Genomic DNA, 16,759 nt, shown 5'->3' with positions numbered 1-16,759 from the left:
GATTGGTTATGAAGAGCAAAGGATATTTTGCGGTAATTTTGTGCTGTATGTTTTTTCTTCTGTTTTGCGGCTGCGGCAGGAAGCAGCCGGAGGTTCCGGAGAAAATTCAGGTGGGAGTGGCCTGTTACAATCAGAGCGATATTTTCCTGGGGGAACTGGTTTCCTGTTTGAAGCAGCAGTTTGAACAACTGGAAAACAGCGGCATTGAGATTACTGTATTGGTAAGAGATGCGGCAGGCTCCCAGCGTACCCAGGACGATCAGGTCCGGGAGCTGATTGACATGAACTGCAATGTGCTCTGCGTAAATCTGGTGGATCGGGCAGATCCTTCAGAGATCATTGACCTGGCAAGAGAAAATGATGTGCCTATTATCTTTTTTAACCGGGAGCCGGTGGCGGAGGACATGATGCAGTGGGAAAAACTCTATTATGTTGGAGCTAAGGCTCAGCAGTCCGGGGAAATGCAGGGAGAACTGGCCGCGGATGCAATTGCAGAAAATGCCCAGGCAGACCGGAATCGGGATGGAAAGATTCAATATGTGGTGTTGGAGGGAGAGCCGGGGCATCAGGATGCCATTATCCGTACAGAAAGCGCTGCGGATACCCTGAAAAGCAAAGGGATCTCCCTGGATAAATTAGGCTCCGGGATTGCAAACTGGGACCGGGCCCAGGCTCAGAACCGGATGCAGCAGCTTCTCAGCCAGTATCCCAATCAGATTGAACTGGTACTGGCCAATAATGACGCCATGGTATTGGGGGCCATTGACGCATATGAGAAGCTGAATTATTCGGAGGCGGCTCTGCCTGTGTTTTTCGGTATTGACGGAACGGAGGCCGGACTGGAAGCGGTTATTGACGGAAAGGTGGAGGCCACCGTCTACAATGACAAAGAAGGGCAGGCCCGGGCCATTGGAAATCTGGCGGTAGCGGCGGTGACCGGGACGGGTATGGATCAACTGGCCTTTGAGAATGAAAAATACATTTATCTGCCCTATCAGAAGGTTACGGAAGAAAATGTCAGGGAATTTTTGTATTAGAGAATGTTTCAAACACTCTCTGAAATATGTTTGGCAGGAGGAATCATATGTTTGCAGATTATCATGTGCATACAGAATTCAGCAATGATTCTGTATATCCGTTGGAGGAGGTAATCAGAGACGCCATAGCAATGCAGATGGATGAAATCTGTTTTACCGATCATGTGGATTACGGCGTGAAAAAAGACAGGGAGCGCCCGCTGTCTTTACCAGAACAGAAGGATAAACAGTATTTGAATGTGGATTATCCTGCATATGCAGCCAGAATAAAGGAGCTGCGGCAGATTTACGGGACGCGGATTGACATCAGGATGGGGCTGGAATTCGGAATCCAAAGACATACCATTCCCCAGTTTGAAAAGTTGCTGCATTCTGCTCTTTTTGACGCAAATCCCCTGGATTTTATTATTTTATCTGTGCATCAGGTGGAAAACAAAGAATTCTGGACCCAGGAGTTTCAGAAGGGAAAAAGCCAGAGGGAATACAATGAGCTTTATTATCAGGAGCTTCTGAATGTGGTCAGGGAGTACAAGGAGTACAGCGTCCTGGGACATCTGGATCATATTTCCCGTTATGATCTGAAAGGGATCTATCCTTTTGAAAAGGTCAGGCCCATAGTTACTGAAATCCTGAAAACAGTAATCCAGGATGGAAAAGGACTGGAGCTGAATACTTCTTACCGCCGGTATGGGCTTATGGATACCACCCCGTCTGTGGAGATACTGAAATTGTACCGGGAGCTGGGCGGGGAGATTGTTACTGTTGGAAGCGACAGTCATCAGCCGGGGCATCTGGGGGCCTATATTGAAGAAGGGAAGGAGCTGTTAAAGTGCCTGGGATTTGGCTATTTCTGTACGTATGATGAGATGGTGCCGATTTATCAGAAATTATAGAGGTATTATGTATGCAAAAGAATTAAGAAGGGCGCATTGTATTCTAATGCTTGATGTGCTATATTGTATATAACTTGAAATTTCCGTCAGAAATATGTCGAAGATGCCGAAAAACTGGCGGAAAACGCAGCTTGCAATTAATTTGTTGCGGCATCTTCAGAATAGGAGAAAATATGAAAAGAAACAGGAAGCGAGCGGTTGCGTTAGCAGCATCCTTTGCTATTGCAGCCAGTTCTCTGAATTTGTGTGTGGGGGACAGTAACGTTCTCCAGGTACAGGCTTCAGAGATGGAAAAAGAAAACCAGGAAATTATACTGGAAGATTCGGTGCTCAATCAATGGGAGCAGCCGTTACAAAGAATGGAGTCCAATGAAATCAAGGCATTGGCGGAGTCAGACGGTGCAGTGCCGATTGATGAAAGTAATTTTCCGCGCCGCTTTAAAGAGATTGACATGTTCTGACAATAAATTGGAAACTCTGGACGTTACTCACAATACTGCGCTCCAGTCCCTGTATTGTGAACAAAACAAATTAGCCACCATAGATACAGGGAAAAACCCTGCTTTGAAATGGTTTTCATGTTCCGATAATCCGATCGTTTCTCTGGATTTGTCAAACAATAAGGCGATGCTTACGGATTTAACCTGCGTCAATGGTGCGCTGACAAGTTTAGATGCAGGGGAAAATGAAGTATTGGAGAATGTCCAGTTGGACAACCAGGTGCTTGAGGCATCCGCAGAGGATTTTCAACGAGAACCGGTAACGAGGACGAAGGATGCGGATTTTCAGGAATTAAAGATTACAGAGAGTGTTCGTGGCGCAGCTTCTGGAAAGTATGTATTGAATCTGTCTCAATATGGTGGATTTGATCCTGTAAAAGTGAAAAACCTTTCCAGCGGAACAGCTGTTGCAAATGGCATTATGTGGGAAAATGCGGCAAGTATTCCAGAAGAAGTGACCTATGAATATGATATATCCAACCGTTATAAATTATCTGGGCGGACTATGCCTGTTAACCATTGGTAAAGCGTCCCAGATTATTTCCTGCGGTAAAAGTTATTCAAAAGTTTATGGAAGCAAGGCTTTTTCATTAAAGGCCAAGAGAACAGCAGGAAATGGGGCCTTAACTTATAGCAGCTCTAATAAAAAAGTTGCCATAGTGGATAAAAAAGGGAAGGTGGCTTTAAAGGGCACAGGCATTGCAGTAATCACTATTAAGGCTGCTTCTACCAGTAATTATAATGAGAAAAGTGTAAAAGTAACTATAACGGTAAAACCTAAAAAACAGACATTGAAATCTATTAAAATATTAAAAGGAAAAAAATTGTCGGTAAGTTGGAAAAAAGATACCAAAGCGACAGGTTATCAGATCCAGTACAGTACGAACAAAAACTTAAAAAAAGGCATTAAAACGATCAAGGTGAAAAAAATTAAAACCACAGCTGTAACAGTTAAAAAGCTGAAACCGGGAAAAAAGTATTATTTCCGCGTACGTTCTTACAAAACGGTGAAAACAGGAGGAAAGACGAAAATCTTGTATGGCTCATGGAGTAAAACAAAACAGAGCAAAAGCGTAAAGAAATAAAAAACGGTTAGAAATTATAGATTTGATTTTGGGTTAGATCAAATAATCTATAATTCTATATAAAGAAGGGGCTGTTGCAAAAGTAGATGAATAATCTACGGAGCAACAGCTCCATTTCTGTGCATAGAGCGAGGGTATCCCTCAATCATCTAATTTGATGGTTTTGCGGCGCCCACTTTTTCGCATTGCGTATGGAAGGGTTTCCCCAATTCAAATTGCCGCTGCAGGGAAATACCATGTATCGCGGCTGTAAGGGAGCATTTCGTCTGCCATGCACAGAATGATTCCTGGCTGAACATCCATTTTTAATTTGTTCAGTACGGAAAAATTTCTGTCCGCATGGTTTGGAGATTTTGCTTTTTTAATTTCGAAAGGATATAATTTATTTCCTATTGTGAACAGCAAATCCACCTCTTTTCCGTCAACATCCCGATAATAATAGAAATCTGGCCTTTTCCCGGCATTATAATAGTTTTTTATAATTTCACTGACTACATAGGTTTCAAAAAACGCCCCGTCCATAGCGCCGAATTCCAGTGTTTGGGCATCGGGCCATCTGCAAAGATACGCAGCAAGGCCGGTATCCAGAAAGTACAGTTTTGGCGTTTTCACCAACCGGCTTGTGATATTGCTAAAGTAGGGACGCAGGATAAAAATAATGCCGGAGCGTTCCAGAATGGATAACCATTCTTTTACCGTAGGGGAGGATATGCCGATAGCATTTGCAATTTCACTGTATTTCAGTTCCATGGAGGTTCTGGCTGCCAGAAATACCAGGAAATCGTAAAATTCACTGAGTTTTCCCACAGACGCCAGTTCTTTGATGTCGCGTTCTAAGTAGGTATTGACGTAATCCATATAATAGCGCTCCCTGTCTAGATCTGCGGAGATCAGCTTTGGCATGCCGCCTTGGAATATCCGCTGATAGATTTCGTGGATATTTTTAGGCTGAAAATGCTGCATTCTTTCGCAGAGATGTTCCATGGAGGGGTGGAAGAAACAGGCTTTCCTGCCGTCAAGTTCTGCAGCGGACAGGCTGGACATGTCAAATACAGCGATTCTGCCGGCCAGAGAATCTGATACGTTTTTCATCATATGAAATTTCTGAGAACCGGTAAGCCAGTACATTCCGCTGTTGTCTTCCCCGGCCAGTGCCTTTTGATCGACGATGCGTTTCATTTCCAGAAGAAGTGACGGTACGCGTTGGAATTCATCAATCAAAAGGGGGGAACCATAGGTTTCAAAAAAAAGCGCAGGATCTTTCTCTGCCAGTCTTCTTGCGGTTCCGTCGTCTAATGTGACATAACGGCGCTCCTTTTCTCTGATGCGGTTCAGCATCGTGGATTTTCCTACCTGCCGTTGGCCACATACCATGATTACAGGATAATATCCAGATGCTTTTTTGATTTGTTTTTCCAAATGCCGCTGAATGTACAAATAAATTCCCCCTTTGCTTATATGCCCGGTTAGCCCTTTGGCAAATGACACTGTAAATTCGGAAAATTTCTGTGTTCATGAACGAGTAATTTAAAGTGTAAATTTATTTTAATCATTTTTTATTGGAATGTCAAGAAATCAGTTTTTCTTTAAAATTTTGAAGAAAAGGTTTGAAATCCAGCTGACCTATAGTATAATGGGAACAGTTTATTTAATTTTACAGGAAGGGAGCGGGGGAATTTCCCCATAGAAGAAATGGAAAAAGAAAAAAACAGACATTCATTTTCAGGATCAATTGGTTTTGTGCTTGCGGCGGCGGGAAGCGCAGTAGGATTGGGAAACATCTGGCGGTTTCCGTATCTGGCGGCAAAGGACGGAGGCGGGCTGTTTCTGGTGATTTACCTGATACTGGCGCTGACCTTTGGATTTACGCTGCTTACCACTGAGATTGCCATAGGCAGGAAAACGAAACAGAGCCCTTTGACAGCTTATGGAAAGCTGAAGGAAAAGTGGGGATTTCTGGGTATACTGGCCTGTCTGGTGCCGGTGATTATTATGCCTTATTACAGCGCGATCGGCGGCTGGGTGGTGAAATACCTGCTGGCATATCTGACCGGGCAGGGCAGCAGCGCCTCGGCAGACGGATATTTTACGGGGTACATTACGGGAACGGCAGAGCCGCTGATATTTATGATTGCATTTCTGCTGGTTGTGGCGGTGATTATTTACCGGGGCGTGAACCACGGGATTGAATCTTTTTCAAAGGTGCTGATGCCGCTGCTGCTTCTGATGGTAGTTGGAATCTCTGCTTTTTCCCTGACGATTCATGCCACAGATGAATCAGGAGTTACCAGAACCGGACTGGAAGGATTCTGGATCTATGTGATTCCAAGTTTTGAAGGGCTGACCGTGAAAGGATTTTTTACAGTTCTCTTAGATGCGATGGGCCAGTTGTTTTTCAGCCTCAGCGTGGCTATGGGAATTATGATTGCCTATGGCTCTTATGTGAAAGATGATGCAAATCTGGTAAAATCCATCAACCAGATTGAGATTTTTGACACAGCGGTTGCATTTTTAGCAGGGGTTATGATTATTCCGGCTGTGTATACGTTTATGGGACAAGCGGGGATGGAGGCTTCCGGTCCCAGTCTGATGTTTGTGTCGCTGCCTAAAGTATTTTCCTCCATGGGCAGGATTGGAAATCTGATAGGCGCGCTGTTTTTTGCCATGGTATTATTCGCTGCCCTGACAAGCGCGGTATCAGTAATGGAAGCGGTTGTGTCCAGTTTTATGGATCAGTTCCATATGTCCAGAACCAAAGCCACAATCCTGGAAACGGTGATTGCGCTGGCAGGAGGCGTGTTGGTGTGCCTTGGCTATAACAAACTGTATTTTGACATTGTGCTGCCCAACGGGGCCCATGCCCAGGTATTGGATATTATGGACTATATCAGCAACAACTGTCTGATGCCGCTGGTGGCAATCGGAACATGTATCCTGATTGGCTGGGTGGTAATGCCTAAGACGATTATTGACGAAGTGGAAAAGACCGGGTGCAGATTCGGCAGGAAGCAGCTTTATATTGTGATGGTGCGTTTTATTGCGCCTGCGCTTCTGGTGATTCTGCTGCTGAAGTCTATTGGAATTTTGACAATTATTTAAAGAGAATGGTATGCCGGTACACAGGTGAACCATTGCTGATACTGGCAGGATGGAATGCTGCAAATGGAGATTGAATGAAAATTTTCTGTTTGCAGCTTTTAAAGATCACAGACAGATTTCCTCTGAATGGATATCCTGTTCTGGTGGAGCTGGCAGGGCAGATCAGCCGCTTACTGGTGGAGAAAGCCCTGGTTTTGATGAACCCACAAACGGCCTGGACCCTGCGGGACGAGACAGGGGTGGAAGCATGATATTATATAAAAGCAGTGAGGCGGCAGAAAAACAGCCATAGCGTTTCCAAATATAATGTGGTAGAATAATTTTGGAAAGGATGATAATATGACAGAACAGGTATTTCAGCATCCGGACATTTACCGAATCGATATTCCCCTGACGGGAAATCCTTTGAAAAATTTAAATTGTTATGTAATTATGGACGGCGGGGAAAGTCTGGTAATTGACACAGGCTTCCGCAATGAAGAGTGTCTGCAGGTATTGATGGAGGGATTGGAGGAACTGGGAATTTCCCTGGAGCATACCAGGCTTTTTGTGACGCATCTGCATTCGGATCATTCAGGACTGGCTCAGTATTTTGATTATCCGGACACCTGTATTTATATGGAAAAAACAGAGCATCGGTATCTTCAGAAGCTGATGTCGGGCGCCATCCGCCAGCTACGGGATTTGATGTATCTGGCAGAAGGATATCCGCCGGAAAAATATTATGAGGCGGAAAACAAAAATCCGGCCAAGATCTACATGCCCAATCGGGAATTTGCGGTGACAGAGCTTCAGGACGGAGATGAGATTTTGGTAGGGTCTGTGAAAGTGACCGCCCTTGAGATGCCGGGACATACACCGGGCCTGATGTGCTGCTATCTGGAAAAAGAAAAAATTATGTTTACCTCAGACCATGTGCTGTTTGACATTACTCCCAACATTACAAACTGGCCTGAAATGGAAAATCCTCTGGGGTGTTATCTGAAAAATCTGGACAGGATTCTGGAGTATGAAGTGAAAACTGCATTTCCGGCCCACCGGAATCTTTCAGATAAAACTTTGCGGCAGCGGGTAGAAGAAATCAAACTGCACCATAAAAAGCGTCTTGAGGAAATTCTGGAAATTATAAAAAAGCAGCCGGGAGGCGCTTATGAAATCGCAGCCGGGCTTACCTGGTCTCTGCGTGGAAAAAGCTGGGAGCAGGCGCCGGAGAAACAGAAATGGTTTGCAGTAGGAGAAACGTTGTCCCATCTGGAGTACCTGATAGAAAAAGGGAAAGTGGTAAGAAAACAGAGGGAAGCTTCGGGAAAAATGTATAATATTTACACATGTGAGCTTAATGGTTTGACGGAAGATTCTTATAATTTCAGAAATAAGTAAGTGATTCAGGTCATTTTAACATACATATGAAAAGGCAAGGGGCAAAATATGAATTTCACAGAATTTATCAGGAAAACAGATAATATTACAGGGAATATGCCATCGGAAAATCTGGCGGCATTCCTGCACGATTGTGCACGCAGCGTTCCGGAGTATAAAAGGGAAGAGTTTCTGGAACGCTTAAATTCTTTTTCAGGTTTAAGTACGGACAGGGAAGAAATCAGCAGGCAGGATGCATCTGATAAGGAACAATTGAAGGCGGACATTCGAAAGAACATGGATAAGTTAGAACGAATCCATGATGGAGAGGTAATGCTGCAGGAAGTGCTGAATGAAGAATATGATGACTGGTACGGTGAAGGAGAAGAATTTTTCTACGAAGATCCGGAAAATATCTGCGGAGACATTGAGGAAGGGGTTAGCCTGGTACATAAATGCATAGACAGAGAACTGTATCAGGAATGTTATGAACTGGCAGATTTTCTTCTGGCAATGGAAATCTGCGCAGAGGGAGATTACGCTGAAACAGATTTTTCCCTGAAAGATTTGGCCGAACAAAAGATCGCTTCTGTTGATTATGAGAAGTTTGTGCTGGAGGCGCTTTTGTCAGCTTATTGGGGAAATGATCTGGAAGAGAAGCCCAAGGCTCTTTACTGGATGTTTGTAAATACCGCCAGTGAGAAAGCCACTCTGGAACTGATGATGCAGAAAAGTCCGAAAGAATTGGAATTTTTTCAGGAATTTCTGGGATTATGGATTGGATATTTGGGCAATGTTTCCGGCAAAATGGCACAGCGGCTCATAAAGGAAGCCGTTTCATTGGCAGACAGCCCAAAGCTTCTGCTGGATGCGGCGAGAAAATATGCGGATAACCATCCCAAACTGTATTTACAGGTATTGGAACAGTACAAGGCAGGCGGACAGGCCAAAGAGGGAATGGAAATTGGAAAAGAAGCAGTATCACGCATTGGAACAGACCGGCAGGTAAGAAGCCAGGCAGCTCTTGTTACAGCGGAATTTGCCCTGGAACTGCAGGATCAGGAGGAAGCCGAGCGGTGCTGGCTGGAGGCCTTTCGCTCCGTCAGCAGTCCGGTGAATTATCTCCGTCTGGTATTGGAGTCAGAGGAATACGGAAAAAGTCAGAAAGGAGCAAAACAGGTTTTTATGGGTATTGTTTCTGACAATGTGCCAGGCGGCAGGACGAATGATTATGGCAGCCGCAATATGTATTTTACAATGCTGTTTTTCACCGGAAAAATCCGTGAGATGATAGATAGAGGAATGAATGAGAGAAAGGCGTTGGGCTGGTCATCTACTTTTATGAAAGAAGGCATGGCTCTCCTGTTTTTGTATTTTTATCAGGGAGAGAGTCTCCCGGCAGGCTGCGGGAGCATGTGCCGAAGAGCTTTAAATTCAATTCAGTTTGATAAAGAAAGTTACTTAAAGGGAACCGGTAAAAGCACAGATTTAGAGGAGCAGCAGTTTTTCTGGCAGAAGTTCTTAAAGTGGCGGGAGCATGTGCGGATGCCGGAGGAAGAAGCGGTGGAAATCATCCGAAAACTGGAACGTTGGGTGGAACTGCGGGTGACAGGAATTATGGAAAATAACCGCAGGAAGTATTACGGGGAGTGTGCGGCTTTCGCTGCGGCTCTGGGGGAAGTGAAGGAGTCCAGGGGCGAAGAGGGTGCGAAAGCTAAAACGTTGGAAGCATACCGGAGCAGATATTCCAGGCGAAGCGCATTTCATCAGGAGCTTTGGGGGTTTGGAATGCGGGATACCAGAAAAGGGAGGTATTAAAATGGAAACATGCAGTTATGAAATTATGCATGGTGAAAAAATAACTGCCAAGGTGGATACCCATGGGCATTGCAGGATATACGAGCCGGAGTTTCTGCCCTTTTCTCTGTAGCTGGAGGAGGGAGAGGACATTGAAGAGTTTGAAGGGCAAAAAGTTTCTGCCAGTCAGATTATGACTACAAAGGAATATAGTATTGTGTCCAGAGAAGCATTTCAAATCTATGCCTGCAACCATGAGATCAATGTGGAGGAGTATATTTTAAAACTGGACGGATATTCTTATGATATGATGAATCTTCTGGACTATCTGGTGGGAAATGCAGATCGGCATTGGGGAAACTGGGGATTCTTGGTGGACAACAGGACAAATCAGCCGGTGCGCCTGCATCCGCTGATGGATTTTAACCAGTTTTCTGGTTTGCAGGATGGGAAGCGGAATATGAGATGCCAAAGAAAAGGCTTCAGATTTTAGCGGGACTTGTGTGACAGGAGGAAAATATGATAATTTTACAACAGATGCTGGTATTATTTTTGATTATGCTGGCAGGTTTTTTTGCGGAAAAAAAAGAAGTTCTGGATGAGGATACCTGTAAAAAAGTATCCTGGATTGTGGTGAATATTGCCAATCCCTCCATGATTTTGGCCAGTGTGTCCGGGGACAGCCGGATACAGCCGGGGGATCTGGCGCTTACGGTTCTGGTTGCGCTGATTATCTTTGCATGCCTGATTGGGCTTGCAGCAGTTCTTCCGTGGCTGCTTCGTGTGGATAAGTCCCAGTATGGAGTGTACCGGGTAATGACGGTATTTTCTAATATTGGATTTATGGGATTTCCTTTGCTGTCCGCATTGTATGGAAAAGAGTCGCTTTTGTATGCGGCGCTGTTTGTTTTGCTCTACAATGTGCTGATCTATACCTACGGGATTTTGTGTTTGGATCAGAATTCGGCAGGTAATGAAAAACCTGGCAGAAAATTTCTGAACAGCATGAAGAAAATTGTAAATGTGGGAGTGCTGTCAGCTGTTGGGGCATTGATTCTGTACTTTGGAAATATACATCTGCCGGAAATTTTCACTCAGATTTTTGATATGTTTGCAGATTTAACAGCTCCTTTGAGTATGATGGTAATCGGAGCTTCCTTTGGCCAGATGTCATTCCGGGAGCTGGTGACGGATGTGCGGCTTCTGATATTTTCAGGAGTGAAGCTGCTGCTGATTCCCATCATCAGCATGTGGGCCCTTTCCTGGTTTGTGGATAACCCCATATTGCTGGGCGTCTGCCTGGTAGTCCTGGCAACTCCCGTGGGAAGCATGACTGCCATGCTGGCCCAGCAGTATGACTGCGACAGCGAACTGTCCTCCAGAGGCGTAGCAGTGACAACTCTCCTGTCAGTTGCAGCCATCCCAGCCGTGGCGGCAATTTGCCGGATGATGGGAATTAGCGTGATGTAATATGTGCACTTTCGAGTGAGAGGTATTTAGGCGGGCATGTTGTTGTTAGTTATAAACGAAAATATAGATTTTTACAAACTACGGCTTATGGAAATTTTCTAATCGTGTTTTTCAGATTTGTCCAGGTTAGAAGAAGGAAACTCTGAATTGTCTGTGTACTGGAAATTTTGTTAAAAATAATTTACTGCCCGTATTGTATAGAAAAAACTTTTCTATCAGTTGATTGATTATCTTAAAATTGAGTTTTGTTATTCCTGCATAAACGCTTATCTGCTCCGCAAACTGCACTATGGAAGATAACTGCTCCTTGTCCGCTATTGCACTTTTTTCAAGTTCCTTTATCTTGGCCGTCAGTTCTTCCTGCTCGCTGTCATACCTTGCCGACAACATTTGGAAACGCTTTTCGGTTAACAGTTCCCTTGTCAAGTCCTCGTACAGTTTGGCATACAGGTTTTCAATCTCCGACACTCGCTGTTTATATTGCCTTGGTTCCTTTTTCTGCTGTGCCTTGTCCGTTGACATTTGGAGATTAAGACGCTCCGCAATTTCCGTTACCATTGCTTTCCTGTCCGTCAATGCCTGTCCTGCGTGTTTCTGAATATCCGCAAGCACAACTTCGTGAACCGTCCTCGCTTCAATGTTGTGTGATGAACACCCGTCTTTTCCAAACTTACGGTATTTGGTACAGCAGTAGAAAGTCTTGTCTAATAATATCTGACTGACATAGGCAGTATCTCAGTCATACATTTTTTCCTCGTCCATAAAACGCTCAAACAGTTCCTTTTTATAAAAACTCAGTTTTAGCACTTTGGCCTTACGCAAGCAGTTACAGATAGTGTGAAGCCCCACACCCTCCTCGGCGATTGAGAAAATCAGTTCCACAACGGGGGCGGTTACTTCATCAATGACAAGGTGGTTATGGTCTTTCTCGTCTTTCTGATAACCAAATGGGGCGGTAGTAGCCATATACTTGCCCTGCATTCTCCTTGCGTGGAGTGCGCTCTTGATTTTCCTTGACGTGTCCTTTGCGTACATTTCATTGATGATATTGCGGAATGGTGTAATATCCATTTGTGCGTTGTCTATGGAGTCCACCCCGTCATTGATTGTACCGCACGTTATGGTTGAGGAAAAAATCTCGATATAAGTACCCGTTTCAAGGTAATTCCTCCCCAGTCGTGACAGGTCTTTTGTGATGAGCGTTGACATTTCGCTGTCCTGTATGTCCCTGATAAGCTGTCGGAAAGCGGGGCGGTCGTAGTTCGTACCGCTGTAACCGTCATCAACATAGAACTGGCAGTTCAGAAAACCGTTGCACTTTGCATAATCTTTCAGCATGGTTTTCTGTGTGCTGATACTCATGCTCTCATTGTTCGTGCCGTCATCTTTGGAAAGCCTGCAATATAAAGCAGTGATTTTGTCGTTATTCAGTTTTGCCCTTTTCATGTCGTCCTCCTTAATGAAAAGGGACTTCCTCAACTCCTATTATACTATATTCCCTTTTCCGTTTCCACTGCTAATTTCCGCTGTTTTCCGCTATCTCCTTAACCCTTTTTGTTATTTGTTCTTCGGCTATTCGCTTGAATACCGTTTCCATTTTTTCAGTGCCTACATAGTGCCTTTTTGCGAATAACTTTCCTCATACCTGAACCACAAAATTCATGGGGGATTGGCTTAAATCCTATTTTTTCATAAAATGATTCTTTTCCTTTTTCTGCAATCAGTTGAATACTGGAACGTCCGCCGATTGGTGTTTCTTTATCAACAAATTCTAATATCATACTGATAATTCTATTACCTATACCTTGTTTCTGATAATCCGGCTGTACCACAATATCTACTATCGTATAATACATTCCGTCACCTATCAATCTTCCCATACCAACGGTTTGGCTATCCTTAACAGCAATTACCGTATACAGACTATTGGTAAGTGCCTTTTGTGTCTGCTCCTTTGGAAAAAGCAACCACCCAACACTTTCCCTCAACTTACAATACTCCTCATAATCCAACACATTTTCCTTATATTCCACATGTTTTCTCCCTTACAATAAAATTTTGATTTGTACAGTTAAAAGAATACCACAATCACACCCATATTTCTATCAGATTTTCATTAAATTTCTTCCTCTCTCCGTTTCGTTCTGCTCTGCCTTTGAGAAATTGGCTTTCCTTATAGGTGGCTTGGATTGGTGCAAAGAGGGCATACATTTTTGACAGTTCTTTTAATCGGTTTAGTTTCTGCGCTCTTTGACAAATGCACGTTTTCTAGCTGGCTGTATTTCTGTTCCCTATCCGGACACTCTGATGCGCATTGGAGTAATTGTCGGGAGATTGGATTGCGTAATATTGTTGTTGGATATTTCTCCGCTTGTGGGAATAGGAGTTCATTTTAGACGGTAATTACCGCATGAAAAAAGACTATAACCGATAGTGTCATAGCCTTTTAAGGATTGAGGAAGTCTCTTTCTTATTTGTATTTGTTAGTCACCCCTCCGCACTATCCAACATCAGCCGAACAAACCATTATTTGGGTACACAGGAAAAGCCGGGCTGCCCTTCCTCAAAGCAAACAGTTCACGGGCGTTCCTAGAGCGAACGTTTTATATTTGGATACGGACAGAACTACCGGATTGCCCTTTGACACACAAACCGGGCAGCCCGGCTTTTCCGTCCCTCAAATACATGCACTCAAAAGAACAACCTCCCCAAAAATAAAGAACAAAAATCAATTCTCCTTGAAATATTCCCATTTTAATAGTATACTGAACACATCAGACAAGAAGGAGAAGCTGCCCAATCCTGCGGTATCAGCAAAACTTTATACCGCCGCATCCGCAGCCCATGCAGCCCAAAACCATCTATGAAACGAATTTCTCTGGAAGAGCTTTTAGCAGCCCATTCCAATGATTCCTACCAACAGCAATATGCCCGTATTATGAACTTACTGGAACAGGGCAGGATAAAACCGGTGAAAAAGGCCGGAACCAACGGGAAGAGGCCTGCGCTGTCCCTTGCCTACTGGCTCAGAGAGGAGCAGGAGATTTCCGGCCAGGAATTGGAGGAGGAACTGAAATACGGCTTGGAGCCGTTGATTTCCATAGAATATTATCTTTCTCATTTGCAGGCGTATCAGGCCGACCGACCCTGGGTTTTGATGCTGAACCGTTATCTGAAGGAAAACCGTTTGCTGCTGAATCAGCCGGTATCCTGCAATGAACGCAGCTTTGAAATCTGGAGCCGCGAGAAGTTTCTTACCAGAGAACAGGGCATGAAAATCCTGAAACGGTGCAAAATAGAACCAGATACTCTGAATCTGTATGAGACGGCGGAGCCTTTCGCTTATTATTCCCACACCAGGGAAGTTCCCCAGAACCTGCTGATTCTGGAAAACAAAGACACGTTTTTCAGTATGCGGAAATTTATGCTGGAAGGGCATGACGGTGTGTTAGGCAGGAAATTCGGAACGCTTATTTACGGCGGAGGAAAACGGATTGTGAAATCTTTCCGGGATTTTGACCTTTCTGCAGAGCCTTATATGAAAGAAGAAGGAAACAAAATCTATTATTTCGGCGATTTGGATTATGAGGGAATCGGAATTTATGAAAGCCTTGCCAGACAGTGCAAAGCAGGCAGGATGCCGGTTCCCTTTCCTGCGGCTTATGAGAAAATGCTGGAAAAGGCAGAAAGGTCAGACAGCCTGCCGGATGCCAGGGAGTGTCAGAACCAGAATTTAAAAGGAGATTTTTTTACATATTTTCCGGAATATACCACAGCCCGCATGAAAAAGATTCTGGAGCTGGGGAAATACATTCCCCAGGAAATTTTAAATATACGGGATTTTAAAGATATTTCACCGGTAAGAGATCCGGGTTTTGAGTGATTTTTCAAGCAGAGGAGTACGTATGCAGTACGAATTTTTAAAGCATTTTCCCAGGCGGATGAAAAACGTGGGACTATATGCTGTTTTAGTGCAAAACAGCATCCAGAAGGCCACCTGGAAAAAATATGAATTTCAGACTATGGACGAGCAGTTCAATATGATTTTTGCAGTGCTTTTGTATATTATGGAACAGTCCTTGAAGGAAGAGCGCTGCACCATGGATGATATCGGCGCCTACATTGATGATGTCAACATGCAGTATTTTCAGAAAAGCATGACATTTGAGGAGTGCCGCACATTGGGGGATTTCATTGTAAATGTAATTCTTTCCAACGAAGGAAAAGTCATGTATTTTTCCGGGTTTAACTTTGAACAGAAGTCTTATCAGCAGATGAATATCAGCTATGTGGCCAACCGGATTGTGTACAGTCAGCAGGATGTGAAGCGCACTTCTTATTATCTCACCGACGACGGTTATAATCTTCTTTTATCCACACTGGAAATTGAAAATAATATGAAGCTGACCATCCACGAAATGATTTTCCAGATGCATCTTGAGAAGCAGAGTTACGACAAGGCAGTGGATGAAATCAAGAATGTTTTCAACCTTCTGCGTATCCAGCTTCAGAAAATTCAGGAAGCCATGGGCAAAATCCGCCGGAATGCGCTGAATTATTCGGTAAAGGATTATCAGGAAATTTTAAATGAAAATTTGGAAACCATCAGCGACACAAAGCAGAAATTCCAGAATTACCGGGAACTGGTGAAAACCAGGGCAAAGGAGCTGGAGGAGTCCAACATCAATGTGCGCCGGCTGACAGAAAAAGAGGAAGAAAAGCTGAATCATCTGAAAGAAATTGAGAAATATTTAAACCGGACCATAGATGAACATCAGAAGATTTTAAACAGCCATTTTGACCTGAAATCCTTATACACGAAAGAACTGGAGGCTTTGTCGCAAATGTCCTTTATCCGGCGGTTTCCCATGCGGACAGAGCTGTACGACAGGATATTGGAGCAGCCGGAGGCGCTGGAACGACTGGAATATTTTCTGCGTCCCTTGTTTTGCCAGGAAATTGACAGGATCTATAATCTGAACCGGGCCTTTCAGCTGCAGAAACCTCTGCGGGGCAGGGCAGAGACAGATTCAGCGGAACTGATGGATTTCGATTCAGGTGAGTGGGAACGGGAACAGGAAATGCTCCGCCGGGAGAAATTACGGCGTTATGAGCAGAGCATTGCTTATCTGCTGCGGCAGGCGTCAAAGCCGGGAGAAATTTCCTTAGAAGAGATTGCCGGACAGACGTCAGAGGAAGATTTGAAGATATTGATTCCCAATGTGGAAATATTCAAAGAAATTATGGTGGAACTGATTCGGAATAAAGAAATTGATCTTCCGGCCCTTCGGAAGGAACAGAGCGAATATATCCAGGAGCAGTCCGGAGAGTTTCAGCTGAATCTGGTGCTTTTGCATTTAACCCAGAACTGCCGGGAATTCTTAAGGATTGTTAAAATAGAAACATATCGGAGCGAGGACAAAACAGTGGTTGTGTTTCCGGATGTGATGGACGAGTACGGGGAGAGAAAAACCATTCGGTGTTCCAATGTGCGGATTCGAATTACAGAGGAGGATTAA

At 44.1% G+C, this 16,759-nt stretch carries 17 protein-coding genes; 13 read left to right on the top strand and 4 right to left on the bottom strand.

The features are described from left to right. Positions 1-8: 8 nt before the first annotated feature. The 5 genes from ACTO17_RS02785 (at position 9) to ACTO17_RS02765 (ending at position 3,515) form a co-directional block, all read left to right on the top strand. On the top strand, positions 9-1,037 hold the full coding sequence (locus ACTO17_RS02785; RefSeq protein ID WP_482556818.1) for a galactose ABC transporter substrate-binding protein: 1,029 nt from the start codon (positions 9-11) through the stop codon (positions 1,035-1,037). A 47-nt stretch (positions 1,038-1,084) separates the two neighbouring features. Next, entirely contained in the window at positions 1,085-1,930 is an 846-nt protein-coding gene (locus ACTO17_RS02780; RefSeq protein ID WP_482556817.1) for a histidinol-phosphatase HisJ family protein, read from the top strand. Between the two features lie 173 nt (positions 1,931-2,103). Further along, positions 2,104-2,391: a hypothetical protein gene (locus ACTO17_RS02775; protein WP_482556816.1), complete on the top strand. Its 288-nt coding sequence runs from the start codon at positions 2,104-2,106 to the stop codon at positions 2,389-2,391. Continuing rightward, positions 2,342-2,956, top strand: coding sequence for a hypothetical protein (locus ACTO17_RS02770; protein ID WP_482556815.1), 615 nt, complete (start codon positions 2,342-2,344; stop codon positions 2,954-2,956). The genes ACTO17_RS02775 and ACTO17_RS02770 overlap by 50 nt, the downstream gene beginning before the upstream one ends. Beyond that, positions 2,892-3,515 (top strand): fibronectin type III domain-containing protein, encoded by a 624-nt coding sequence (locus ACTO17_RS02765; protein WP_482556814.1) that lies wholly within the window; start codon positions 2,892-2,894, stop codon positions 3,513-3,515. Before ACTO17_RS02770 ends, ACTO17_RS02765 begins: the two co-directional genes overlap by 65 nt. Positions 3,516-3,725: 210 nt before the next feature. Here ACTO17_RS02765 and ACTO17_RS02760 read toward each other — a convergent pair whose 3' ends face one another. Continuing rightward, positions 3,726-4,889 carry an ATP-binding protein gene (locus tag ACTO17_RS02760; protein ID WP_482556865.1) on the bottom strand — a complete coding sequence of 388 codons (1,164 nt, stop codon included), beginning with the start codon at positions 4,887-4,889 and terminating at the stop codon, positions 3,726-3,728. A 318-nt stretch (positions 4,890-5,207) separates the two neighbouring features. Between ACTO17_RS02760 and ACTO17_RS02755 the strand changes: the two genes are divergently transcribed. From ACTO17_RS02755 to ACTO17_RS02730, 6 genes are all read left to right on the top strand, one after another. Further along, on the top strand, positions 5,208-6,614 hold the full coding sequence (locus ACTO17_RS02755; protein WP_482556813.1) for a sodium-dependent transporter: 1,407 nt from the start codon (positions 5,208-5,210) through the stop codon (positions 6,612-6,614). A 74-nt stretch (positions 6,615-6,688) separates the two neighbouring features. Continuing rightward, entirely contained in the window at positions 6,689-6,865 is a 177-nt protein-coding gene (locus ACTO17_RS02750) for a hypothetical protein (protein ID WP_482556812.1), read from the top strand. Between the two features lie 88 nt (positions 6,866-6,953). Further along, positions 6,954-7,994 carry an MBL fold metallo-hydrolase gene (locus tag ACTO17_RS02745; protein ID WP_482556811.1) on the top strand — a complete coding sequence of 347 codons (1,041 nt, stop codon included), beginning with the start codon at positions 6,954-6,956 and terminating at the stop codon, positions 7,992-7,994. Between the two features lie 48 nt (positions 7,995-8,042). Continuing rightward, entirely contained in the window at positions 8,043-9,791 is a 1,749-nt protein-coding gene (locus tag ACTO17_RS02740) for a hypothetical protein (RefSeq protein WP_482556810.1), read from the top strand. A 196-nt stretch (positions 9,792-9,987) separates the two neighbouring features. Continuing rightward, positions 9,988-10,263 carry a hypothetical protein gene (locus ACTO17_RS02735; RefSeq protein WP_482556809.1) on the top strand — a complete coding sequence of 92 codons (276 nt, stop codon included), beginning with the start codon at positions 9,988-9,990 and terminating at the stop codon, positions 10,261-10,263. A 26-nt stretch (positions 10,264-10,289) separates the two neighbouring features. Beyond that, a complete protein-coding gene (locus ACTO17_RS02730; RefSeq protein ID WP_482556808.1) occupies positions 10,290-11,240 on the top strand; it encodes an AEC family transporter in 951 nt (316 codons plus the stop codon). 126 nt (positions 11,241-11,366) lie between these two features. Here ACTO17_RS02730 and ACTO17_RS02725 read toward each other — a convergent pair whose 3' ends face one another. The 3 genes from ACTO17_RS02725 to ACTO17_RS02715 form a co-directional block, all read right to left on the bottom strand. Next, positions 11,367-11,852, bottom strand: coding sequence for a hypothetical protein (locus tag ACTO17_RS02725; RefSeq protein ID WP_482556807.1), 486 nt, complete (start codon positions 11,850-11,852; stop codon positions 11,367-11,369). A 123-nt stretch (positions 11,853-11,975) separates the two neighbouring features. After that, on the bottom strand, positions 11,976-12,686 hold the full coding sequence (locus tag ACTO17_RS02720) for a recombinase family protein (RefSeq protein ID WP_482556806.1): 711 nt from the start codon (positions 12,684-12,686) through the stop codon (positions 11,976-11,978). 155 nt (positions 12,687-12,841) lie between these two features. Continuing rightward, entirely contained in the window at positions 12,842-13,273 is a 432-nt protein-coding gene (locus ACTO17_RS02715; protein WP_482556805.1) for a GNAT family N-acetyltransferase, read from the bottom strand. 830 nt (positions 13,274-14,103) lie between these two features. Here ACTO17_RS02715 and ACTO17_RS02710 point away from each other — a divergent pair. Together ACTO17_RS02710 and ACTO17_RS02705 are read left to right on the top strand one after the other, a co-directional pair. Continuing rightward, a complete protein-coding gene (locus ACTO17_RS02710; RefSeq protein ID WP_172536090.1) occupies positions 14,104-15,123 on the top strand; it encodes a Wadjet anti-phage system protein JetD domain-containing protein in 1,020 nt (339 codons plus the stop codon). A 22-nt stretch (positions 15,124-15,145) separates the two neighbouring features. Next, a complete protein-coding gene (locus ACTO17_RS02705; RefSeq protein WP_172536091.1) occupies positions 15,146-16,759 on the top strand; it encodes a hypothetical protein in 1,614 nt (537 codons plus the stop codon).

The sequence above is a fragment of the Petralouisia sp. genome, from assembly GCF_056822245.1.
Note: the sequence above shows the minus strand (reverse complement) of the source record. Positions and strands in the feature narration are given on the sequence as shown.